This window comes from Erythrobacteraceae bacterium WH01K (assembly GCA_027941995.1).
Taxonomy (GTDB): domain Bacteria; phylum Pseudomonadota; class Alphaproteobacteria; order Sphingomonadales; family Sphingomonadaceae; genus CAJXSN01.
Map to the genome: position 1 here is coordinate 817,154 of CP115966.1, position 19,819 is coordinate 836,972.

Sequence of the window (19,819 nt, forward strand, 5' to 3'; positions counted from 1 at the left end):
TCATAATCGGTCGCGAGAGAGGCAGCGAAGCTAATTTTCACAAATGGTCACAGGGCCGAAATACAGAAATCAAACTGTCACAGACCCCCCGTAGCTGGCGATTCGTGACGAGACAGTCGCAGCCAGTTTCTTCCCGGATATGTAAGGGGTCTATCCAAGTGAAAACGCCAATCCGTATGCTCGCGCTCTCCTGCAGCGCACTCGCTCTTGCCAGTTGCGGAGGCGACGAGATCGTCTCGCCCGGCACCGGCGGCAATGTGACGATCAACAATCCGGCCCCGGCCCCGGCGCCTACGCCCACGCCGCCGGCCACCGGCGGTTCGGTGACCCCGGCTGCGGGCTGCCCCACCATCTCCGACCCGCAGGGCCTGACCGACAGCGGCACGATCACCGGCCCGACCGGCGAATACCGCGTCTGCACCCTTCCGAGCCAGTTCACCGCATCGAGCACGCTGCGCCAGATCGACGGCCTGCTCTATCGCATCGACGGACAGGTAGATGTCGGATCGGATGGCGGTCCGTCTGCCGACGATTCCGACGGGGCATCGGACACCAATGTCACGCTGTCGATCGAACCCGGCGTCATCCTGTATGCCTCGGGCTCCAGCTACCTGAACGTAAACCGCGGCAACCAGATCAATGCCGTGGGTTCGGCCAGCGCTCCCATCATCTTCACCAGCCAGGACAACGTGCTGGGCCTGAACGATGCGAACTCCAGCGGCCAGTGGGGCGGCGTGATCCTGAACGGCCGCGCGCCGGTCACCGATTGCGAAGCACCCGGCGCTGCCCCGGGTACGGTCGATTGCGAACGCCTTGTCGAAGGCGCGACCACGCCTCCGCGTTACGGCGGCGCAACGCCGGACGACAGCTCGGGCCGCATGTCCTACGTCCAGATCCGCTATTCCGGCTTCATCCTGTCGAACGGCGACGAATTGCAGTCGCTTACCACCGGCGGCGTCGGCAGCGGCACGCAGTTCGACCACATCATGAGCTACAACAGCTCGGATGACGGCGTCGAATTCTTCGGCGGCGAAGTGAACGTGAACCGCCTCGTCGTGGTCGGCGCGGAAGACGATTCGCTGGATACCGACACCGGCGTCCAGGCCAACCTGTTCGAAGTCATCGCGGTCCAGCGCCCCGGCGCCGGCGACACCATCCTGGAAGGCGACTCCAACAACTCCGTCAGCGACGACACGCCGCGCCAGCAGACCAACATCGTCAATGCGACCTTCCTCGCCAACGGCGTCGAAGGTGACCAGGTCCTGCGCCTGCGCGGAGAGGCCGATTTCAGCATCGCCAACACGGTGATCGTGGACCAGACGGGCAACACCCCCTGTATCCGCATCGACCTGCCGGGCACGCTGGCAGCCGCAGGATCGCAGGCCGACGAGAACGGCCCGCCGACCTTCGATTCGGTCGTGCTCGATTGCGCCACCGATTTCCGCGACGGCAGCGAAGGCGTAACCGCAGCGCAGGCCCAGGCGGCCTTCGATGCAGGTTCGAACAACGATGCCGGTTTCGTGAACACGCTGATGACGCTGGGCGGCGCGCCCTTCATCAACGGTTCGAACGAGAACGGCGTATCGGTCTTCGATCCGACCGCCCTTTCCAGCTTCTTCGCCACCCGCAGCTATATCGGTGCGGTGACCGACCAGGCTTCCAACTGGGCCGAAGGCTGGACCTGTAATTCGGCAACCATCACGCTGGGCAGCGCCAATACCGGTGCCTGCGAAAGTCTGCCGATCTGACCATGAGTGCGGACGGGCGGCGCGCGGGCAAAATGCCCGGCGTCGCCCGGCGCCCGGCAGGCAGCACACACAATTATTCTGGGGCCTTCACAGGCCCGTGACGCCGTCAGGCGCACAGCATTTTCAAGGGATCACCATCGATGGCACAGCGCATCAGGACGGGCATGGGCGCGGACACCTCCACCGGCAGGCGATTGGCAGGGCTGCTCCTGCTGACGACCGCCCTTTCCTTTCCAGTCGTGGCGCAGGCGCAGGGCACGACCAGCCCGCCCAACGCAGCCGCCTCTCCCGATCCAAAGCGTGAAGCCGATGCGCTGATCGAGGAACCGGCAACCCCGGCCGACATCGCCGCTGCCGAAGAAGCGGCCCCGGACGAAGTGGACGTGTCCGTCCCCGGCGGCGTCATCGTGGTGACCGGTCGCCGCGGCCCGCGCGACGTGGCGCGCAGTTCCAGCCAGGTCGTCTCCGTCCTGTCGGCAGAGGATATCGCCCGCACCGGCGAAGGCGACATTGCCGGGGCGCTCAGCCGCGTGACCGGTCTCAGCGACAATGGCGACGGGCGCGTTTTCGTTCGCGGCCTTGGCGATCGCTATTCGCTTGCGCTGCTGAACGGCCTGCCGCTGCCTTCGCCGCAGCCGCTCAGCCGCGTCGTTCCGCTAGACATCTTCCCGACCAACATCGTCGCCTCCAGCCTGGTCCAGAAGACCTATTCCGCGAACTTCCCCGGTGAATTCGGCGGCGGCGTCATCAACCTGACCACCACGGCCGTGCCCGACGAAACCTTCGTCAAGTTGAGCGCCGGGACCAGCATGGACAGCGTGACCACCTTCTCGCCCAGCGTGCAGCATTACGGATCGGACTACGACTGGTTCGGCTTCGACGACGGGCGCCGCGATGTGCCGGGTGAACTGGCGAATTTCTTCGCCGGTGACACGCAGCTTTCCGATCTGGGCGCGGACGCGCAGCGGGTTATCGCGAAAGACCTGATCTCGCCCAACCTCATCGTGCTCCAAAGCGTCGATGCGCGGCCGAATTTCAGCGGCGGTATCACGGCGGGGACCAGCTTCTTCGTCGGCGAGGATACGGAAGTCGGCGTCATCGCGACCGCCAATCTCAGCAATTCGCTGCGTACACGCAACGTCCAGTCGCAGACGCCCGGCAGCCTCGACCTCGCGCTGCGGACCGATTTCGACGAGTTCATCACCGACAACAAGATCCTGGCGAACGCCCTGCTGGGCTTCGGCGTGGAAACCGGCGACCACAAGTTCCGCTGGACCAATCTGTTCATTCGCGACGTGCTGAAACAGTCGGTGCTGGCGACGGGAGAGGACCTGGAAAACGGGGATACCGAGGTTCAGCAGCGCACCGGCTGGTTCGAGCGCCAGCTGATCGACAGCCAGTTCGTGGGCGAGTTGGAATTCGGCGATCTCGGCATCGATTTGCGCGGCGGCTTCGCGCAGACGGACCGAGAATCGCCTTACGAATACGCGTTCGAATATGTCCGCACGAACAATGAGAACGACCCGTTCGGCGATCAGTTCGTCAATCCGCTGAACCGTATCCGCGGCGACCTCGCCAGCGTTGCGTTTTCCGACCTGACCGAGAAATTGTGGTTCGGCGGTGTCGACCTCAGCTACCCAGTCGCGGATTTCGCACAGATCACCGTCGGCTATGCCTATACCGACACGGACCGGCGCAGCTCGCGGCGCGAGTTCATTTTCGATTCCGACAGTTCCTTCCCGACCGGTGTCGGCCTTTTGCGGCCCGACCTCCTGCTGGGTGACGCCATCATCGAGGCATTCGATGTGCGCCTGTTCGAGACGACCCAGACCTTCCCAGAATTCCAGGCCGACCTCGAAGTCAACGCGGGCTATGCGAAGACCATACTGACGCCTGCCACCGGCCTGACGGTCGATCTGGGCGTGCGCTACGAAGATGCGGTGCAGGCAGTCACGCCGGTCCGGATCTTCACCAACCAGCAGAACCTGGATGCGGTGACGAATATCGCGAACGATTACTGGCTGCCGGCCGGGACGATCACCTATGAATTCGACAGCGGCCTGCAATTGCGCGCCAGCGCGTCGAAGACCATCGCCCGCCCGCAGTTCCGGGAGCTGATATTCCAGCCTTTCACCGATCCGGAATCGAACCGGCAATTCGTCGGCAACCCGGCATTGCAGGACAGCGAACTCGTCAACGCCGAGGCGCGTGCCGAATACTACTTCGGCGGCAACCGCGCGTCGCTGGCCGGGTTCTACAAGAAGATCGACAACCCGATCGAGCCGTTCTCCAGCTTCACCGACAACAGCCAGATTACCCAGTTCGCCAACGCCCCCTCTGCCACCCTGTGGGGTGCGGAACTGGAGACCCAGTTCAATTACGAACTGTATGACTGGGGCGGCTGGTTCGAGACCAAGCAGCTCGTGCTGGTTGCCAACTACACCTACACCCAGTCCGAACTGAAGGTCGATGCCGCGGACGAGACCTTCACCTTCACCCCGGGCGTCGGCGCCGTGCCCCGTCCCGCTGCCGGTTTCTTCGTCGACGGTGCGCCGCTGACAGGCCAGTCGGACCACCTGGTGAACTTCCAGTTGGGGATCGAGGATACCGACAAGCTGCAGCAGCTGACTCTGCTGGTGTCCTATGCCAGCGAGCGGGTGACCAGTCGCGGGTCCGGCGGCCTGCCCGATATCGTGGAGGACCCGGGGCTCGCCATCGACCTGGTGGGCCGCGCCGAAGTCGGCGTCTTCGGACAGCCGTTCGAAATCAGCCTGGAAGCACGCAACCTGACCGGGCGCGACAATTTCGAATTCCAGTCGAACGGCACCAACCGGATCGAGCTCAACACCTACGAAGTCGGACGCACATTCGCCATCGGCGTGTCGACCGAATTCTGACAGTTACCGCAGCGCTGGAGACAGCGCAGCGGCGGCGGCCCGTGGCGATCCAAACACGGGCCGCCAACCCCCGTCACGGGGGCTGGCCCGGGCAGGATGCCCGGCATGTTGTTTGCGGCAAGTCCGTGACGCTCGGCTCACGTAATTCTTTGTTCTGAAACACCGGCGAAGATCGCCTGTCACAATCCGCATCTACGCGGCGCCTGTACACTTTCGAGGGGGCTTCGATGCCGATTTCAAAAACGTTTCTCGCCGGTGCCAGCGTGCTGGCAATCTGTCTTCCGTCGGCAGCAGTCGCCGGCACGCTGACCGGCAATGTGGTCGATGCGACCGACACCGTTGCCCTGCGCGCGGCGCAGGTCCGCATCGTCGAGCTGGACCGGTCGGCCAGTACGGAGCGGGACGGCTCCTTCTACTTCGCCGACGTTCCGGAAGGCACCTACACGCTGGAAGTCAGCTATGTCGGCGCGCCGACCACCACGCAGACGGTCGCCATCACGCAGACCGGCACGGCCCGCGTGGTCGTTCCCGTCGGCACGGCGGGCACGGCGAACGAGATCCTTGTCGTCGGGCAGGCGGCCAACCTAGCCAGCGCGCTGTCGCGCAAGCGTAATGCCGACGGCGTCTCCGACGTCCTGACCCGAGATGCCATCGGCCAGTTCCCTGATCAGAACGTCGCGGAAAGCCTGCGCCGCCTGCCGGGTGTCAACGTGCTGAACGACCAGGGCGAGGGGCGCTTCGTATCGGTCCGCGGCCTCAGCCCCGATCTCAATGCGACGTCGCTCAACGGCGTTCGCCTGCCTTCACCCGAAAGCGACACGCGCGGCGTGGCGCTGGACGTCATTTCCAGCGACATCATCGAATCCATCGAGGTGAAGAAATCGCTGACCCCGGACATGGACGGCGACACGGTCGGCGCGTCGATCGAGATCGAGACCACCAGCGCGTTCGACCGGCGCAAGGACCTGCTGACGGTGAAAGCGGAAGGCAGCTACAACGAACTGGCGGACAAGCTTTCGCCCAAGGCCAGCCTCGATTTCTCCACTAGGCTCAGCGACAGCTTCGGCGTGTCGGGCGGTCTTTCCTACTACAACCGCGAATTCGAAACCGACAATATCGAAGCCGATGACTGGGACCAGGACGGCGACCTGATCTTTGCCGAGGAGTTCCAGTACCGCGACTACGATGTGGAGCGCGAGCGGATCAGCGCCACGCTGGGCCTCGACTTCCGGGCGGGCGACACGACCGAACTCTATGTCCGCGGCATCTACAGCCAGTTCGACGACCAGGAATTCCGCCGTCGCCTGACTTTCGACCTCGGCGATGCGGATATTTCCGGCACGTCGCAGGCGCTTGTCTATGCCGATGACGAGGCCATCACCGTCGAGCGCGATGTGAAGGACCGGTTCGAAAGCCAGAAGATCCGCAGCCTGACCTTCGGCGGGGAAAGCCGCTGGGGCGGCTGGTTCGCGGATTATTCCGCCAGTTGGGCCAAATCCACGGAACTGGAGAACGGCAGCATCGACCCGGCCCTGTTCGAACGGGAATACGAGGCCGAGGGCCTGCAACTGGGCTTCGACCTGTCGGACCCGCGCGTCCCGCTATACTCCGTCCTTGCCGACCCGGGCGATTTCTTCGATCCATCGGTCTACGAACTGGGCGATATCGAATTCGTGGCCCTGTCGTCTGCGAAGGACGAGGAATATGGCGCGCAGTTCGACCTGGGCCATGAATTCCTGGCCGGTTCCGGAACGTTCACCGTGCAGGGCGGGTTCAAGGGCCGCTGGCGGACCAAGTCCTTCGACGGGACGGTCGAGTTCTACGAAGCGGACGACTTCACCCTGGCCGACGCGCTGGGCACCCCGGCGACCTATCGCCTGGCCGACCTGGCCCCGCTCCCCGGCTACACCGCGGCCACCGAGTATTTCGAAGCCAATTTCGATGCGTTCGAATTGCAGCCGGTCGACAGCCGGTTCGATTCCGCCGTGTCCGATTTCTCGGTCGATGAGGATATCCTGGCAGGCTATCTGCTGGGCCGGTGGGACACGTCGGACCTGTCGGTGATTGCCGGTGTCCGCTACGAGAACACGTCCAACACCCTGCGCGGCAACGACGTGTTGCTGGTGGAAGAGGACGGCATCCTGCCCGGCGGCGCGGTCGCTGCGGAGGACACTGTCATCGTGACCCCCATCGCCATCGACAAGGATTACGATCACTGGCTGCCCAGCATCAATATCCGTTACGAGGCGGCGCCCGACCTCGTGCTGCGCGCAGCGGCCTATCGGTCCATCGTCCGGCCGGGCCCGTTCCAGCAGGCCCCCCGCATCGCCGTGGAGGAAGCCGACGATGGCGAGCGCGAGGGTGAGTTCGGCAATCCCGACCTGCGCCCGGCAGAGGCATGGAATGTCGACGCGGCGGCGGAATATTACTTCAATACGAACGGGGCGGTCTTCGCATCGGTGTTCTACAAGGACCTGAAGGACTTCATCTACGAACAGAACAGCGACGATGGCGGCATTTTCCGCGGCGTGGCGTTCGACGAGGCGACCATTTTCGCCAACGGGCAGGATGGCGAGATCTTCGGCATCGAGCTCGGTTTCGCCCAGACCCTTACCGGCGCGCTGGACGGGGTCGTGCTGCAGGCGAACTACACCTTCACCGACAGCAGCGGCGAAGTGACCACGGTGGCCAGCGAAGGTCCGCGCGCCATCACGCTGCCCACCACGTCGCGCCATACGGCCAATGTCTCGGTCGGCTACGACAAGGGGCCGGTCGATATCCGCCTGTCGGGAACCTACCGCGACCGCTATCTGGACGAGCTGTCCGATGTCGCCGCGCTGGACCGGTATGTGGACGATCACTTCCAGCTCGACCTGAGCGCGAAATACCGCCTGTCGGACGGGCTCCAGCTCTATTACGAGTGGGTCAACATCAACGATGCGAAGTATTTCGCCTATAACCGGCTGGGCGGGCGGCAGAACATCTACCAGTACGAGGAATACAACTGGACCATGAAATTCGGCGCACGGGTGACGTTCTGATGCGGCCGCTGTTCATTACTCCGGTGGCGGTCGCCGCAGCAGCCATGTTGCTCGGTTGCACGACCATTCCAGTCAGCGGCGATCCCGCCGTGCCCGTCTATGCAGTGGCGGAAACGGCGCCCGTGGGCACTGCGAACGAAGACGCGGCGGACGATCCGGCCATCTGGCGCAATGCAGTGGACCCGGCGGCCAGCCTGATCGTGGCGACCGACAAGAAAGGCGGGCTCTACGTCTACGACCTGACCGGATCGGTGCGTCACTTCCTGTCCCGCCCCGCGCTCAACAATGTCGATCTGGCGCAAATGCCGGGGGCGGACGGGGGAAGCGAGGTCATCGTCTTTGCCAGCGACCGCAGCGACCTCGCGAATGCCGCCATCGCGCTGTTCCGGCTGGACACGGCAAGCGGGCAGCTGTCGGAAATCGCCACCCTGCCTTCGGGCACGGGCGAGGCCTATGGCATTTGCGGCTATCGGCGCGGGGACGATCTGATCGTCTATACCGCGCCCAAGCAGGGCAATATCGGCGAATGGCGCATCACCCTGTCTCCGGCCCCGGGCATTGAGGCCCTGCGCATGATACAGGTGCCCAGCCAGCCGGAGGGGTGCGCCGTCGATCCGCGTGACGGCACGCTCTATATCGGGGAGGAGGCCGGCGGCATCTGGCGCTTTGCCGCAGGCGCGGTCGCGGGCGAGCTGGTCGCCGCGGTCGACAATCGCAACCTTGTGGCCGACCTGGAGGGGCTGGCGTTGGTTCCCGAAGGGGCGGACGGCGGCTGGCTCTACGCATCCAGCCAGGGCGACAACACCTATATGCGCTACGCCCTGCCGGGGATGGAACCTGCAGGCCGGTTCCGCATCGCGGCGGGCCGGTTCGGCAGTACGGAGGAGACGGACGGGATCGAGGCGCAGGCCGGCGATTTCGGGTCGGACTTCCCCGGCGGGCTGTTCATCGCGCAGGACGGCCAGAACGGGGCCCGGGCGCAGAACTTCAAGATCGTGCCGCTGGGCGCAGTGGAAGAAGCGCTGGACGCTGCCGCCGCTTCAGGGCCACCGGCCGCGCCCGACCGGGACTGAACCCTCCGCGCAAGGCAAAGGGACCGGCCCGCACGAAATGGCGGCCCGTCAGCAGGCGATGGCGTAATTGGGTGCAGGTTGCACCGCTGTGCCGAAAGCCGCGACTGGCAAGATGGCGGGCGCGGCAGACTGGTCGCATGAATCCAGTTCGCTGTTGCCGAGCGCCTTCCTCAAGACCTTGCGCGCATAGTGCAGCCGGGTCTTGACCGTGCCGACCGGCACGCCGGTCGCATCGGCGATATCCTGCACCGACAATTCGTTGAAATAGGCGAGCGTGACGCATTCGCGATGCGCCGGTGACAGGCTGCCCAAGGCGAAGGCGATGCGCGATGCCATGTCCCGGGCATGGGAACGGGCATCGGGCCGGGGGCCTGTATCGACGATTTCGGAAAAGCTTTCGGGCGGCAGGATGCTGACCCGGCGGCCTTCCCTGCGCAGCCGGTCGATGGCCTTGTTGCGCACGATCCGGCGGATCCAGCCCGCCGCCGCGCCGTGACCGGCATACCGGTCCGCATTCTGCCAGATATGCAGGAAGGCTTCGTCCACGGCATCTTCTGCCGCCGCCATGTCGCCCGCCAGGATTGCCTGCGCCTGTGCGACAAGGCCGCCCTTCATGGTGGAGTAAAGCTGTTCGAATGCGCTCTCGCTACCTTCGGCAATCTCCTGCAGGCAAATGCGGCAGTCCATGGCGTTACCCCTTTTTCGCCATCCACGTAATCGGGTCCGTCGGGATGGTTGCCCCCGGCTCCGCATAGGCGTGGCTTGCGACGCTGCGAAACCGGTCCATCCCCGCTGATCACGAGACACTGGCTAGGGAGCACCTGCCCTGCCGGCGGGAAAGCAATGTGACTCCTGCGGGAAAAAAGCGTGAAATACGGGGAGAATGCGTTAGTCATGGACGCGATCGGGCCTGTGCAGGCCCATCGTAAGGGGGCGCGCAATTGGTGCGCATTGCAAGGGGGCGAGATGACGCAGGACGGTATCTTCGCGCTCAGGTTGCTGGGGGTTTTCCGCCTCGACGGGCCGGATGGAAAGCGCATCGATATTCGCAGCAAGCGGGGTCAGGCGCTGGTCGCGATGCTCGCCACCGCGCCGGGCGGCGAACGTTCGCGCGCATGGTTGCAGAACATGCTGTGGAACGACCGCGCACCCGAACAGGGGCGGGCCAGCCTGCGGCGCGAACTGTCGAACCTGCGCCCCCTCCTGAATGCCGATACCGAGCTGCTGGCGGTCAACAACCAGACCGCCGCGCTGGACCTCGCCCGGCTGTCGGTCGACGTGAACGCCCCTGTCGGCCCCGATGGCAAGCCGCCGTCCGGAGAATTTCTCGAAGGGCTGGATATCGCCGGGGAATCGGCGTTCGAGGACTGGCTGCGCGAGGAACGCCAGTCCCTGTCGGACCGCGCGGAAGCTCTCGCAAAGGACTACGCAGGCGGCTCGCCGGCGGCAGGCCATGCCATTGCGCCGATGCCTGCAGGCCCCGTGCCGACGGCGGCACCGGAAGAAGCGATGGACGACAAGGGCGCGCTCGCCGTCCTGCGTTTCACCATTGCGCCGGAGGACGAGGAAGGGCGGATCATGGCCGACGGCCTCGCCGAAGACCTGATCGAGACCCTGTCGAACACGCGCTGGCTGCCGGTCATTGCGCGCTCCAGCAGCTTTGCCATCAGCGCGGGCGACGCCGAACCGCGCCGCGTCGCCGGAAGGCTCGGTGCACGATATCTGGTGGAGGGGCGTCTCGTCCGCCAGGGCGAGAAGGCGACATTGCGGATCGACCTGCTGGACGGCGAAACTGGTCTGACTCTCGGCAGCGAGAAGCACGAATGGAGCAGCGCGGCAGACCGACCGACAACCGACCGGATGATTGCCGACATCGCTGCCGCGCTGGGCATGGGGGTCGAACAGGCGGAGCAGCAGCGATCCTATCGCAAGGACGGCATGCAGCTGACTGCTGCCGACCTGATCTGGCGCGGGCGGTTCCACCTCAATCGCCTGACCGATGGCGACAATGCGCAGGCACGTACCCTTTTCCTGCAGGCGATCGAGGAAGACCCGTCCTCGGTCGAGGCGCGCATCCAGCTGCTGTGGCTGAACATCCGCGAATTGTGGCTCAATCGCGGATCGGTCGAGGCGATCCGGCAGGCGCGCCGCGATGCGCAGATGGTGATCAAGGCCGATAGCGGCGATGCACGCGGCTACATGCTGGCCGGTATCGTCGAGCTGTGGCTGGGCAAGGTCATGCGGGCGGAGAGGCTGCTGACACAGGCGATCGGGATCAATCCCAGCCTGTCGGCGGCCCACGCGCAGCTTGGCGGCGTGCATTATTTCCAGAGCAAGTGGAGCCGGTCCATCGCGGCGCTGGAACGTGCCCGCAGGCTCAGCCCGACGGATCACGACCTCTTCTTCATCCACGGCCAGCTGGCCATGGCGCACCTGCTGTCCGGCGATTGCGAGCGCGCTGTCGAATGCGCGGAGGAATCGCTCGGCCTGCGCTCGGGCTACTGGTTCAGCCACATGGTCAAGGTCGTGGCCCTGTCGAACATGGACGAGATGGACCGGGCGCGGGAAGGCTTGCGCGACCTGCTGGACGCCAAGCCGGGCTTCTCGCGCCGCTACATAGACTGGCTGCCTTTCGACGATAGCGGCCACCGCGAATTTCTGTGCGAGCATTTGAACCGGGCAGGGCTCGCACTCGACTGACGACAAGGGGTCGCATCCTCCCGCGTCGCAGGAAAAACAGGGGCATGGCCAGGGCGAAATATTTCGAAGGCATCAGGAAAGCGCAGGAAGAGGACGCAGCCGGGGGTGATGGCGGGCCGCCTATCCCTTTCTCCATCGATGCGCTGCGCCCGGACAGCTGGCGCGCCCGGGTAACGGGCAGGCTGACGCAGGCGGCCATTCCCTACGTCTATGCCCTATCGCGGCAATACAGGCCGGTGCTGGACCTTGCCGGGCTGGTTCACGTGACCCGCGCCGAACAGGTCCGCGACGTGCTGGCCCGCCCGCAGGACTTCATCGTTCCGTTCGAACCCGAAATGAAGGAGCTGGGCGGGGGATCGACTTTCCTGCTGGGGCTGGACGGGCAGGATCACGACCGCCTGCATGCGATATTGACCCGCGTCCTGCTGCCGGGAGACGTCGCGCGCATCGGGGCCATGGCGGAGCAGTTTAGCGACGGCATCCTCGACAATGCGCGGGGCGAAATCGACGTCATCGCCGACCTCCTGCGCCGCGTGCCGACCGAGATCTGCCTGCGCTATTTCGGGCTGAGCTGTCCCGACCCCGACCTGTTTGCCGACTGGACGCTGGCCATATCGGCCCTGCTGTTCGGGGATCCCTATGGCGATCCGGTGACGCGGCGGCTGGCGAAGCACGCGCAGGTCCGCCTGACGGCCGTCATCGAAGAAGCGATCGCGCGCCACCGGCAGGTCCTGTCCCATGGCAGCCCGCGACTGGAGGCGCGCACCACGCTGGTGGAGCGGTTCCTGCTGGTGCAGCGGGAGGATCCCTCGCTGACCGATGGCGACATCGGCGCCATGCTGCTGGGCCTTGCCGCAGGCTTCGTGCCGACGAATACATTGGCCGGGGCCAAGATGCTGGAGGAACTGCTGGACCGCCCGGAGGCGCTGGAGATGGCGCAGGCGGCAGCCCGGTCCGGGGATGCCGAAGCGATGCGACGGATCGTGCTGGAGGCAGGCCGCCTGAACCCTGCGCTCGCGCCGGGCCAGTGGCGCTATTGCCCGAAGGAGGCGACGTTGTCCGTCGATGGCAAGCCGCGTGTGATCCCCGCCGGTTCGACGCTGCTGGTATCCACCCAGTCAGCCATGCGCGACCCGCGCGAATGGGACCGCCCGAACGCGTTCCGGATCGACCGGGTCCGGGCCGACGGGTCGTACCAGGAACCGGACCTGATGTTCGGCATCGGCTCCCATCGCTGTCTCGGCGAACACCATGCCGTGGCCCAGATATCGGGCTGTTTCACCGCATTGTTCCGCCGTGACCGGGTCGCCCGGGCCCGCTGGTGCAGGGGGCGGGTGAAATATGCCGGGCCCTTCCCGCGCAACCTCGTCCTGACCTATTCTGCGCCGGACACGAAACAGTCCATGTTCCTGGTGATCGCGCCTGTCACCGACGGCGCATCGAAGGAACAGGTGGAGGAAACAATCGCAGCGCTCGGCCACCCGGCTCAGGCTGGGATACGCGCCGCGCTCGACCGGACGAACGTGGTTCATTTCGCATCCCTCGTTGCGCTCGAATCCGAACGCGGTCTCGACGTGGTGTTCGAACTGAGCTGCGACGGCGACATTCCCGGCGCGCTGGCAAGGATCGAGGAGGAGGCGGGTGACTTGCTGCACCCCGTCTTCGCCCATTGCGGCCTGCGCCATGACGAGCGGCTGCGGATCTTCCTGGGCGCCCATGTCGTGACGCTGCATGGCAAGCTGTGGGGAGCGACGGGCCTCGATTTCAACGGACTGGGCGAATTCCCGGTCGAGCGGACTGCGCGGCAGGCGCGGTTCGCGGATTTCGCGGGCCGGACCTTGCGCGATTACGTCGCGACCGAGACCGCGCGGGGCAGCCATCCGACGCTGACCCTGAACCATTTGCGCCGCATCCTGCGGGGCGATCCTGTGCTGCGGGCAGAGGCGACCGATGCGCAGAAACAGCTGATGGACGAGGCGCAGCGCGAAGGGTGGGATGCCTTCCATCTCGGCACGGACCGGATGCGACTGCAATTGGCAAAATTCCGGCAGATAAAGGGATGGTGGGCGATCCTGTGGCGCTTTCTCGGCACGGGCGACGGGCTTTCCGTGTGGTTCCCCGTGCTGGCCGTCGTGCTACTGGCGACCGCCGTCATCCGCTCTGCGCTGGGCGAGGGGATTGCCCTGCCATGGCTGGTGGCCCCGCTGCTGGGCATCATCGCAGGGCTGCTGGTGGTGGCGGCGATTGCCGGCCTGTTCGTCTGGCGTTTGCGTGTGCTGGAGACCTCCGAAGTCCCCAGCACCGAGCGTGCCTCGATGGACCACCTGAAGGCGCTGGCCGCAGCGGAGGATCACCCCGGCTACGCCCAGAACCACGTGCTGGCAGTCGGGCGGCTGAAAAAAGGGGCATTTCGCACCTTCCTCCACGCCTTGGCGCTGTGGGGCATCCGGATGATCATCACCCACGGCATCCGTCCGGGCTTCGTGTGGAACATGGGTACGATCCACTATGCCCGCTGGTGGCGCCTGCCGGGGACGCGGGTCGTCGCGTTCTATTCCAATTTCGATGGCAGCTGGGAAAACTACCTGGAAGATTTCATCGTCCGGGCGAGCGAGGGCCAGACCGCCGCTTGGAGCAATTGGGAAGGCTTCCCGAAATCGCGCCTGATGATGCTTGACGGGGCGCTCGATTCCGATGCGTTCAAGCAATTCACCCGGACCGTCCAGCGGGCCGCACCGTTCTGGTATGCGCGCTTCCCGGAACTGACGTCCGACCAGATCCGCAATAATGGGCAGATCCATGTGGGGGCCGCGCTGGGACGCACCGCGACCGAGGCGGAGGAATGGGTCCGCTGCTTCAGCTCCATGCCGCGCACCGCGAACATGGTCGAAACCGACGAGGTGCAGGCACTGGTCTTTCGCGGGATGAAGCGGCTTCCATACTCGGTCGCCCTGGTCGCGAAACTGCCCGGCGATCCGGTCAGTCTGGGCAATTGGCTGTGCTGGGTTCGCGGGCGGCCCATGCAGGTCGGCGCGGTGCAGGCCGGCGCTGGCGGGAACGCGGACGAAGTGCTGGAAGAACTGCTGAAGCACGAGGTCATCACCCCCGTCCCGCGTGCCGGAGGGCGGCGGACCGAATACGCCCTGGCGCATTCGCTCAGCATCACGTTCGGGGATCGCCCGCTGATGGGTTTCGATGCGTGGTCGGACAAGGCCCGAAAGGAAGAGGGCAAGGACAAGCGCAGCGATGCCGACAGGGCGATGGGGCAGGCGGTATTCCTCGGCCTGACGGCGGTGGGCCTGGCGAAGTTCGATGCGCCGAACATGCCGGCCGGCTCTGCTTGGGACGGCCTGCCCGGTGCATTCCGGATGGGCATGGCAGCGCGGCACCGGATCAATGGCGACCGCGGCGCGGATTCTCCGAAGCACTGGCGCTGGCATGACGATCCGTCCGGGGACGACCCCGCGGAGGCGACCCTGATGCTCTATGCCGCCACGCCCGAGGCCCTGCAGCGCATGGTGACGATCCACGCCGGATTGCTGGAAAACCATGGCGGTTCGGTCCTCCACCAGACCGATTGCGCGCCCGTTTCCGACCATCCCGACCGCACGGATTTCGAGCATTTCGGTTTTCGCGACGGTATTTCGCAGCCGGTCATGCGGGGCACGACCCGCTCGGTCAGGAACGTGCCGGAGCGCGACATCGTGGAGCCGGGCGAGTTCGTCATCGGCTATCCCAACGATTCAGGCTACATGCCGGAAAGCCCGCATCTGCCCGCAGACGCCGACATTGCCTGCGCGCTGCCGGTGGTCATCGGCGACAATCTGTCGCGCTATACCGATTTCGGGGACGGCAGCCTCGCCAACGCGCCGCGCGATTTCGGGCGCAATGGCACGTTCCTGGTCATCCGCGAACTGGCGCAGGACGTGGACGGGTTCGAGAAAGGTGCTGAAACCGCGGCCGGACAGCTTTCGGAAGGGGCGCTGGGCGATCTCTACAAGCTGGTCGGGCAGATGCCCGATGCCGAATGGGTGAAGGCCAAGATGATGGGCCGCTGGCCCGACGGACGCCCGCTGATCGGCAATCCGGTGCGCAGGGAGGGCGACCAGGTTTCGCCCGAGCGATGGGCGGAAAACGATTTCTCTTACGCGCTCGACGATCCGCAAGGCCTCGCCTGCCCCTTCGCCGCGCATATAAGGCGCACCAATCCCCGCGACAGCAAGCATCCGGACGACCCGCACGAACAGGCGATTTCCAACCGCCACCGCCTGCTGCGAAGGGGGCGGCCATACACGCGTGCCGATGGCGAGAAGGGGCTGCTGTTCGCGTGCTTCTGCACCGATATCGAGCGGCAATTCGAATTCGTGCAGCAGCACTGGGCCGATGCGCCCGCCTTTCACGGGCTAGACAACGAACCCGATCCGATCATCGGGGCCGATCCGGTCGCGGTCCGGGACGGCGAGACGCGCGAGCGCGGGTTCACCATTCCGACGGCGGCAGGCCCGGTCCGGCTTGGCGGCCTGCGGAAATACGTGACGATGAAAGGCGGCGGCTATTTCTTCATGCCCAGCCGTTCGGCCCTGGGCTGGCTTGCCGACATATCCCTGAGGAAGGGCAACATCTTTCGCAGCGATCCCTCGCGATGAGCGGCGGCGAAGCATCGGAGCGGCTGGCGGCCATGCTTCCCTTCTACGTCAACGGGACGCTGGATGCGGCCTCGCGGCGCGAGGTCGATGCGGCGCTCGAGGCCTCGCCCCGATTGCGCGCGCTGCTGGCGCAGGAACGGGAACTGGCGGCCGCCGTACGGCGCGACACGGCTGGCCGGCTGGAGGAATGGGAGAAGCGCAGGAAGGACGATTGAACCTTCCGCCAGGGCGCGGCGACCTAGCCCTGCCGGTCTGGCTTGCACCGGCGCTTTCCGCCCTGCCGATCCCTTTTCCGGCAGACGCGCGATCCCGGCTGCGCTTTTGCTCTCGATAGTGCAGCCGGGACAGGCGTGCCCGCTCAGCCCAGCCGGCGGGCGATGCGCACGAACAGGGCAATCAGCGGCGGGACCAGGACAAGCGACAGCACGACCTTCGCGATGACCTGTCCGATCAGCAGGTTGGTGATGTCGAACTCGCCATAGAAGGCGAGCGTCACGAAGATGACCGAATCGATCGCCTGGCTGAGCGCGGACGCGATGGCGCCGCGGATCATCAGGCCGGTGGTGGTGCCCTCGCCGCTCGTCTTGCCGCGCAGGCGGGAGAACAGCCAGACATTGAGCAGCAGCGATACCAGATAGGCCGCCGGACCCGCCGCCATGATGCGCGGGGTCTGCGACAATACCGTCTCGAACGCGGCAAGGTCGCTGGCGCGATATTCCAGCATTTCCGGCGAAGCGGGCAGCGACAGCACCAGGAAGATCAGGACCGCCGACACGGCCAGCGGCAGGAAACCCCACCACACCAGCCTGCGCGCGGTGGCATCCCCGTACACCTGCGCGATCGTGCTGGAGACGACGACCAGGATCAGGAAGGCGAAAATGCCTGCCTCCACCGCCAGGTTGGTGAAGGGCAGTTGCACCTGCTTGAACGCCAGGAACCCGGCCAGAACGGCCATCCCGCCATAAAGCAGGGACAGGACGAACAGGCCGCGGGGCATCGCATGCGGGGACGGGGTGCCCGAAGGTGCGGTGGTGAAGTCGGTATCCATGGACGCTGACTATGCAGCCTGCCGGGAAAAGGGAAGGGTGCCTGCGCTGTCTGTCCGCAAGACGTCTGACAAGCCGTGTGCGCAGGTTTGACTCGTCCGGACCGGTCGGCAATGGGCAAATGTGTGGATTCGCGGGGCAAGCGCCCCCGCGAATGAGATGCGCGGCCGTCGGCCGCGACCGACGACGGGGAACCTGCCGACAATGCATCCGATCCTGACCAGCCTGTGCGGCATCATCGCGATCCTGCTGGTTGCCTTCCTGTTGTCCACGGGCAAGCGCCGCATTTCGCTCAGGGTCGTGGGCGCCGCCTTCGCGCTGCAGGCCATCACCGCGCTGCTGGTGCTAAGGACTCCGTTCGGGGTGCAGGCGATCCAAGGGCTGTCCAACGGGGTCATCGCCCTGCTGGATTATTCCAAGGTGGGGATCGAGGCGGTGTTCGGCCCGATGGATGCCAACCCGTTCACCAATACCTTCGTCATTGCAGCCCTGCCGGTCATCATCTTCTTCGCCGCGCTGGTTTCGATCCTCTATCACTGGGGCATCATGCAGCGGCTGGTGCGCTGGGTCGGCGGGGCGATCGGCTGGATTACCGGTATCAGCAAGGTCGAGGCGCTGGGCAGCGCCGCCAATATCTTCGTTGGCCAGTCGGAAAGCCCGCTGGTTGTGCGCCCCTATCTCGCGTCCCTGTCGCCCAGTCGCCTGTTCACGCTGATGAGCGTGGGCATGGCCGGCGTCGCAGGCACGATCCTGGCGGCCTATGCCAGCTTCATCGGGGAAGAGGCGGTGCCGTTCCTGCTGGCAGCGGCCTTCATGTCCGCGCCGGGCGGTATCCTGATGGCGAAGATCATCATGCCCGACGACGAGAGCGACCTGGCGCGCGGCGCGGCGGAACTGGCCGGGCTGGAAGAAGAGGATATTCACCTGCCCAAGTCGCGCATCAGCGCGGAAGGTCCGGGCGCGCTGGTCGAAGGCGGCGTCCCGCACGAGGTGGAAATCGCCCAGACATTCGAGGAAGGGCACGTCCCTGCCAACGTGATCGAGGCTGCGGCACAGGGCACGCAGACCGGGGTGAAGCTGGCCGTTGCGGTCGGCGCGATGGTGCTGACCTTCGTGGCGCTGGTGGCGCTGGCCAATGGGGTGCTGGGCGGAATCGGCGGCCTGTTCGGCTATCCCGAACTCTCGTTCCAGCAGCTGCTCGGCTTCATCTTCGCCCCCGTCATGTTCCTGATCGGCGTGCCGTGGGAAGATGCAGGTGTCGCGGGCGGATTGTTCGGCACGAAGATCGTCCTCAACGAATTCGTCGCCTTCATCGAACTTGGCGCTCTGGGGGACGGTACGTTCAGCCAGCGCACGACCGCCATCGTCACTTTCGCGCTGTGCGGCTTTGCCAATTTCAGCTCGATCGCGATCCAGATGGCGGTGACGGGCGGCCTTGCCCCGAACCAGCGCCCCGTGATCGCCCGGCTCGGCCTGCGGGCGCTTGCGGCCGGCAGTCTCGCCAACCTGATGAGCGCGGCGCTGGCGGGCCTCTTCCTGCCCTATTAAGTCGCGGCGAGCCGTATTAAGGGGATCGGCCATGACCGAATCCCGCACCGCAGACACCGCCCGGGCAGGCGCCATCGCCTCCGTTTCCCTCGACCGTCCTCTGGACGACATTGCCGACGAATTGGGACGCAGCTTCGCCGAATTCGGCTTCGGCGTCATCCGCGACCACGGGATCGACGCCGGACTGATCGCGCGGGCGGAAGAGATGTCGAAGGCGTTCTTCGCGTTGCCGGATGCGACCAAGCGCGCCTACAAGATCGAGGGCGGCGGCGGTGCGCGCGGCTACACCCCTTTCGGGACCGAGAAAGCCAAGGATGCGAAGGTCCATGACCTGAAGGAATTCTGGCATGTCGGGCGCGACCTGCCCGAAGGGCACGCGCTGTCCGATTTCATGGCGCCCAATATCTGGCCGTCGGAGGTCGATGGTTTCCGCGAGACGTTCGAAGACCTCTACGCCGCATTCGAGATGGCCGGCGCGCGCGTGCTGAAAGCCATCGCCCTGCATCTGGGGCTGGAGCGGGATTTCTTCGAGCCGACGATTGCGGACGGAAATTCGGTGATGCGCCTGCTGCATTACCCGCCGATGGACAGCGCCGATGCCGAAGGCGCCATCCGCGCCGCCGCGCATGGCGACATCAACACCATTACCCTGCTGCTGGGGGCGGAGGAAGCCGGGCTGGAATTGCTGACGAAGCAGGGCGAGTGGCTGGCGGTCGATCCCCCGGCGGGCGCGCTGGTCGTCAATATCGGCGACATGCTGGAACGCCTGACTGCCGGACGCCTGCGTTCCACCACCCACCGCGTGGTCAATCCCCGCGGGGAAGCGGCGGGCCGGGCGCGCTATTCCATGCCCTTCTTCCTGCATTTCCGCCCGGACTACCTGATCGACCCGGCCAGCCTTGCTGCGGCTAGCTATTCCGAGTCGGGCGCTGGAATTGCAGCAGATTCCGCCAGCTACACGCCCATCACGGCCCACGATTTCCTGATGCAGCGCCTGCGAGAGATAAATCTCGCCTGACGAAAGCGCCGCTTTCGCGGGCAAAAAGGCAGTTTCGCGGTTTTTCCCGGGATGTTGCAATGCAGCAACAGGCGATTTCCGCTACGGAAAGCAAAGCTTTGC

The 19,819-nt window shown here is 65.5% G+C and carries 11 protein-coding genes; 9 read left to right on the forward strand and 2 right to left on the reverse strand.

What is annotated here, in order from left to right:
- Positions 1 to 176: 176 nt before the first annotated feature.
- The 4 genes from PF049_04100 to PF049_04115 all read left to right on the forward strand — a co-directional run bounded on the left by PF049_04100 (position 177) and on the right by PF049_04115 (position 8,759).
- Positions 177 to 1,748 (forward strand): hypothetical protein, encoded by a 1,572-nt coding sequence (locus PF049_04100; GenBank protein WBY17985.1) that lies wholly within the window; start codon positions 177 to 179, stop codon positions 1,746 to 1,748.
- Between the two features lie 140 nt (positions 1,749 to 1,888).
- On the forward strand, positions 1,889 to 4,645 hold the full coding sequence (locus PF049_04105; GenBank protein ID WBY17346.1) for a TonB-dependent receptor: 2,757 nt from the start codon (positions 1,889 to 1,891) through the stop codon (positions 4,643 to 4,645).
- 227 nt (positions 4,646 to 4,872) lie between these two features.
- A complete protein-coding gene (locus PF049_04110) occupies positions 4,873 to 7,686 on the forward strand; it encodes a TonB-dependent receptor (protein ID WBY17347.1) in 2,814 nt (937 codons plus the stop codon).
- The gene (locus PF049_04115; protein WBY17348.1) at positions 7,686 to 8,759 is read left to right on the forward strand and encodes a phytase; all 1,074 of its coding nucleotides are present in this window, start codon (positions 7,686 to 7,688) and stop codon (positions 8,757 to 8,759) included. Before PF049_04110 ends, PF049_04115 begins: the two co-directional genes overlap by 1 nt.
- 48 nt (positions 8,760 to 8,807) lie before the next feature.
- Here PF049_04115 and PF049_04120 read toward each other — a convergent pair whose 3' ends face one another.
- Complete coding sequence (locus tag PF049_04120; protein ID WBY17349.1) at positions 8,808 to 9,446, reverse strand: sigma-70 family RNA polymerase sigma factor; 639 nt, start codon at positions 9,444 to 9,446, stop codon at positions 8,808 to 8,810.
- A 279-nt stretch (positions 9,447 to 9,725) separates the two neighbouring features.
- Here PF049_04120 and PF049_04125 point away from each other — a divergent pair, with 279 nt between their 5' ends.
- From PF049_04125 to PF049_04135, 3 genes are read left to right on the forward strand one after another with little or no spacing between them, the layout of a single operon-like run.
- Entirely contained in the window at positions 9,726 to 11,459 is a 1,734-nt protein-coding gene (locus PF049_04125) for a tetratricopeptide repeat protein (protein WBY17350.1), read from the forward strand.
- Positions 11,460 to 11,503: 44 nt separating this feature from the next.
- A complete protein-coding gene (locus tag PF049_04130) occupies positions 11,504 to 16,105 on the forward strand; it encodes a cytochrome P450 (GenBank protein WBY17351.1) in 4,602 nt (1,533 codons plus the stop codon).
- Positions 16,102 to 16,320 (forward strand): hypothetical protein, encoded by a 219-nt coding sequence (locus PF049_04135; protein ID WBY17352.1) that lies wholly within the window; start codon positions 16,102 to 16,104, stop codon positions 16,318 to 16,320. Before PF049_04130 ends, PF049_04135 begins: the two co-directional genes overlap by 4 nt.
- Before the next feature lie 143 nt (positions 16,321 to 16,463).
- Here the strand turns inward: PF049_04135 and PF049_04140 are convergent, their stop codons facing one another.
- Entirely contained in the window at positions 16,464 to 17,153 is a 690-nt protein-coding gene (locus PF049_04140; GenBank protein ID WBY17353.1) for a queuosine precursor transporter, read from the reverse strand.
- Between the two features lie 202 nt (positions 17,154 to 17,355).
- On the opposite strand from PF049_04140, the gene PF049_04145 reads away from it, so the two are divergent.
- Positions 17,356 to 18,699: a nucleoside transporter C-terminal domain-containing protein gene (locus PF049_04145; protein WBY17354.1), complete on the forward strand. Its 1,344-nt coding sequence runs from the start codon at positions 17,356 to 17,358 to the stop codon at positions 18,697 to 18,699.
- Positions 18,700 to 18,730: 31 nt separating this feature from the next.
- Positions 18,731 to 19,717: a 2-oxoglutarate and iron-dependent oxygenase domain-containing protein gene (locus PF049_04150; GenBank protein WBY17355.1), complete on the forward strand. Its 987-nt coding sequence runs from the start codon at positions 18,731 to 18,733 to the stop codon at positions 19,715 to 19,717.
- Positions 19,718 to 19,819 lie beyond the last annotated feature (102 nt).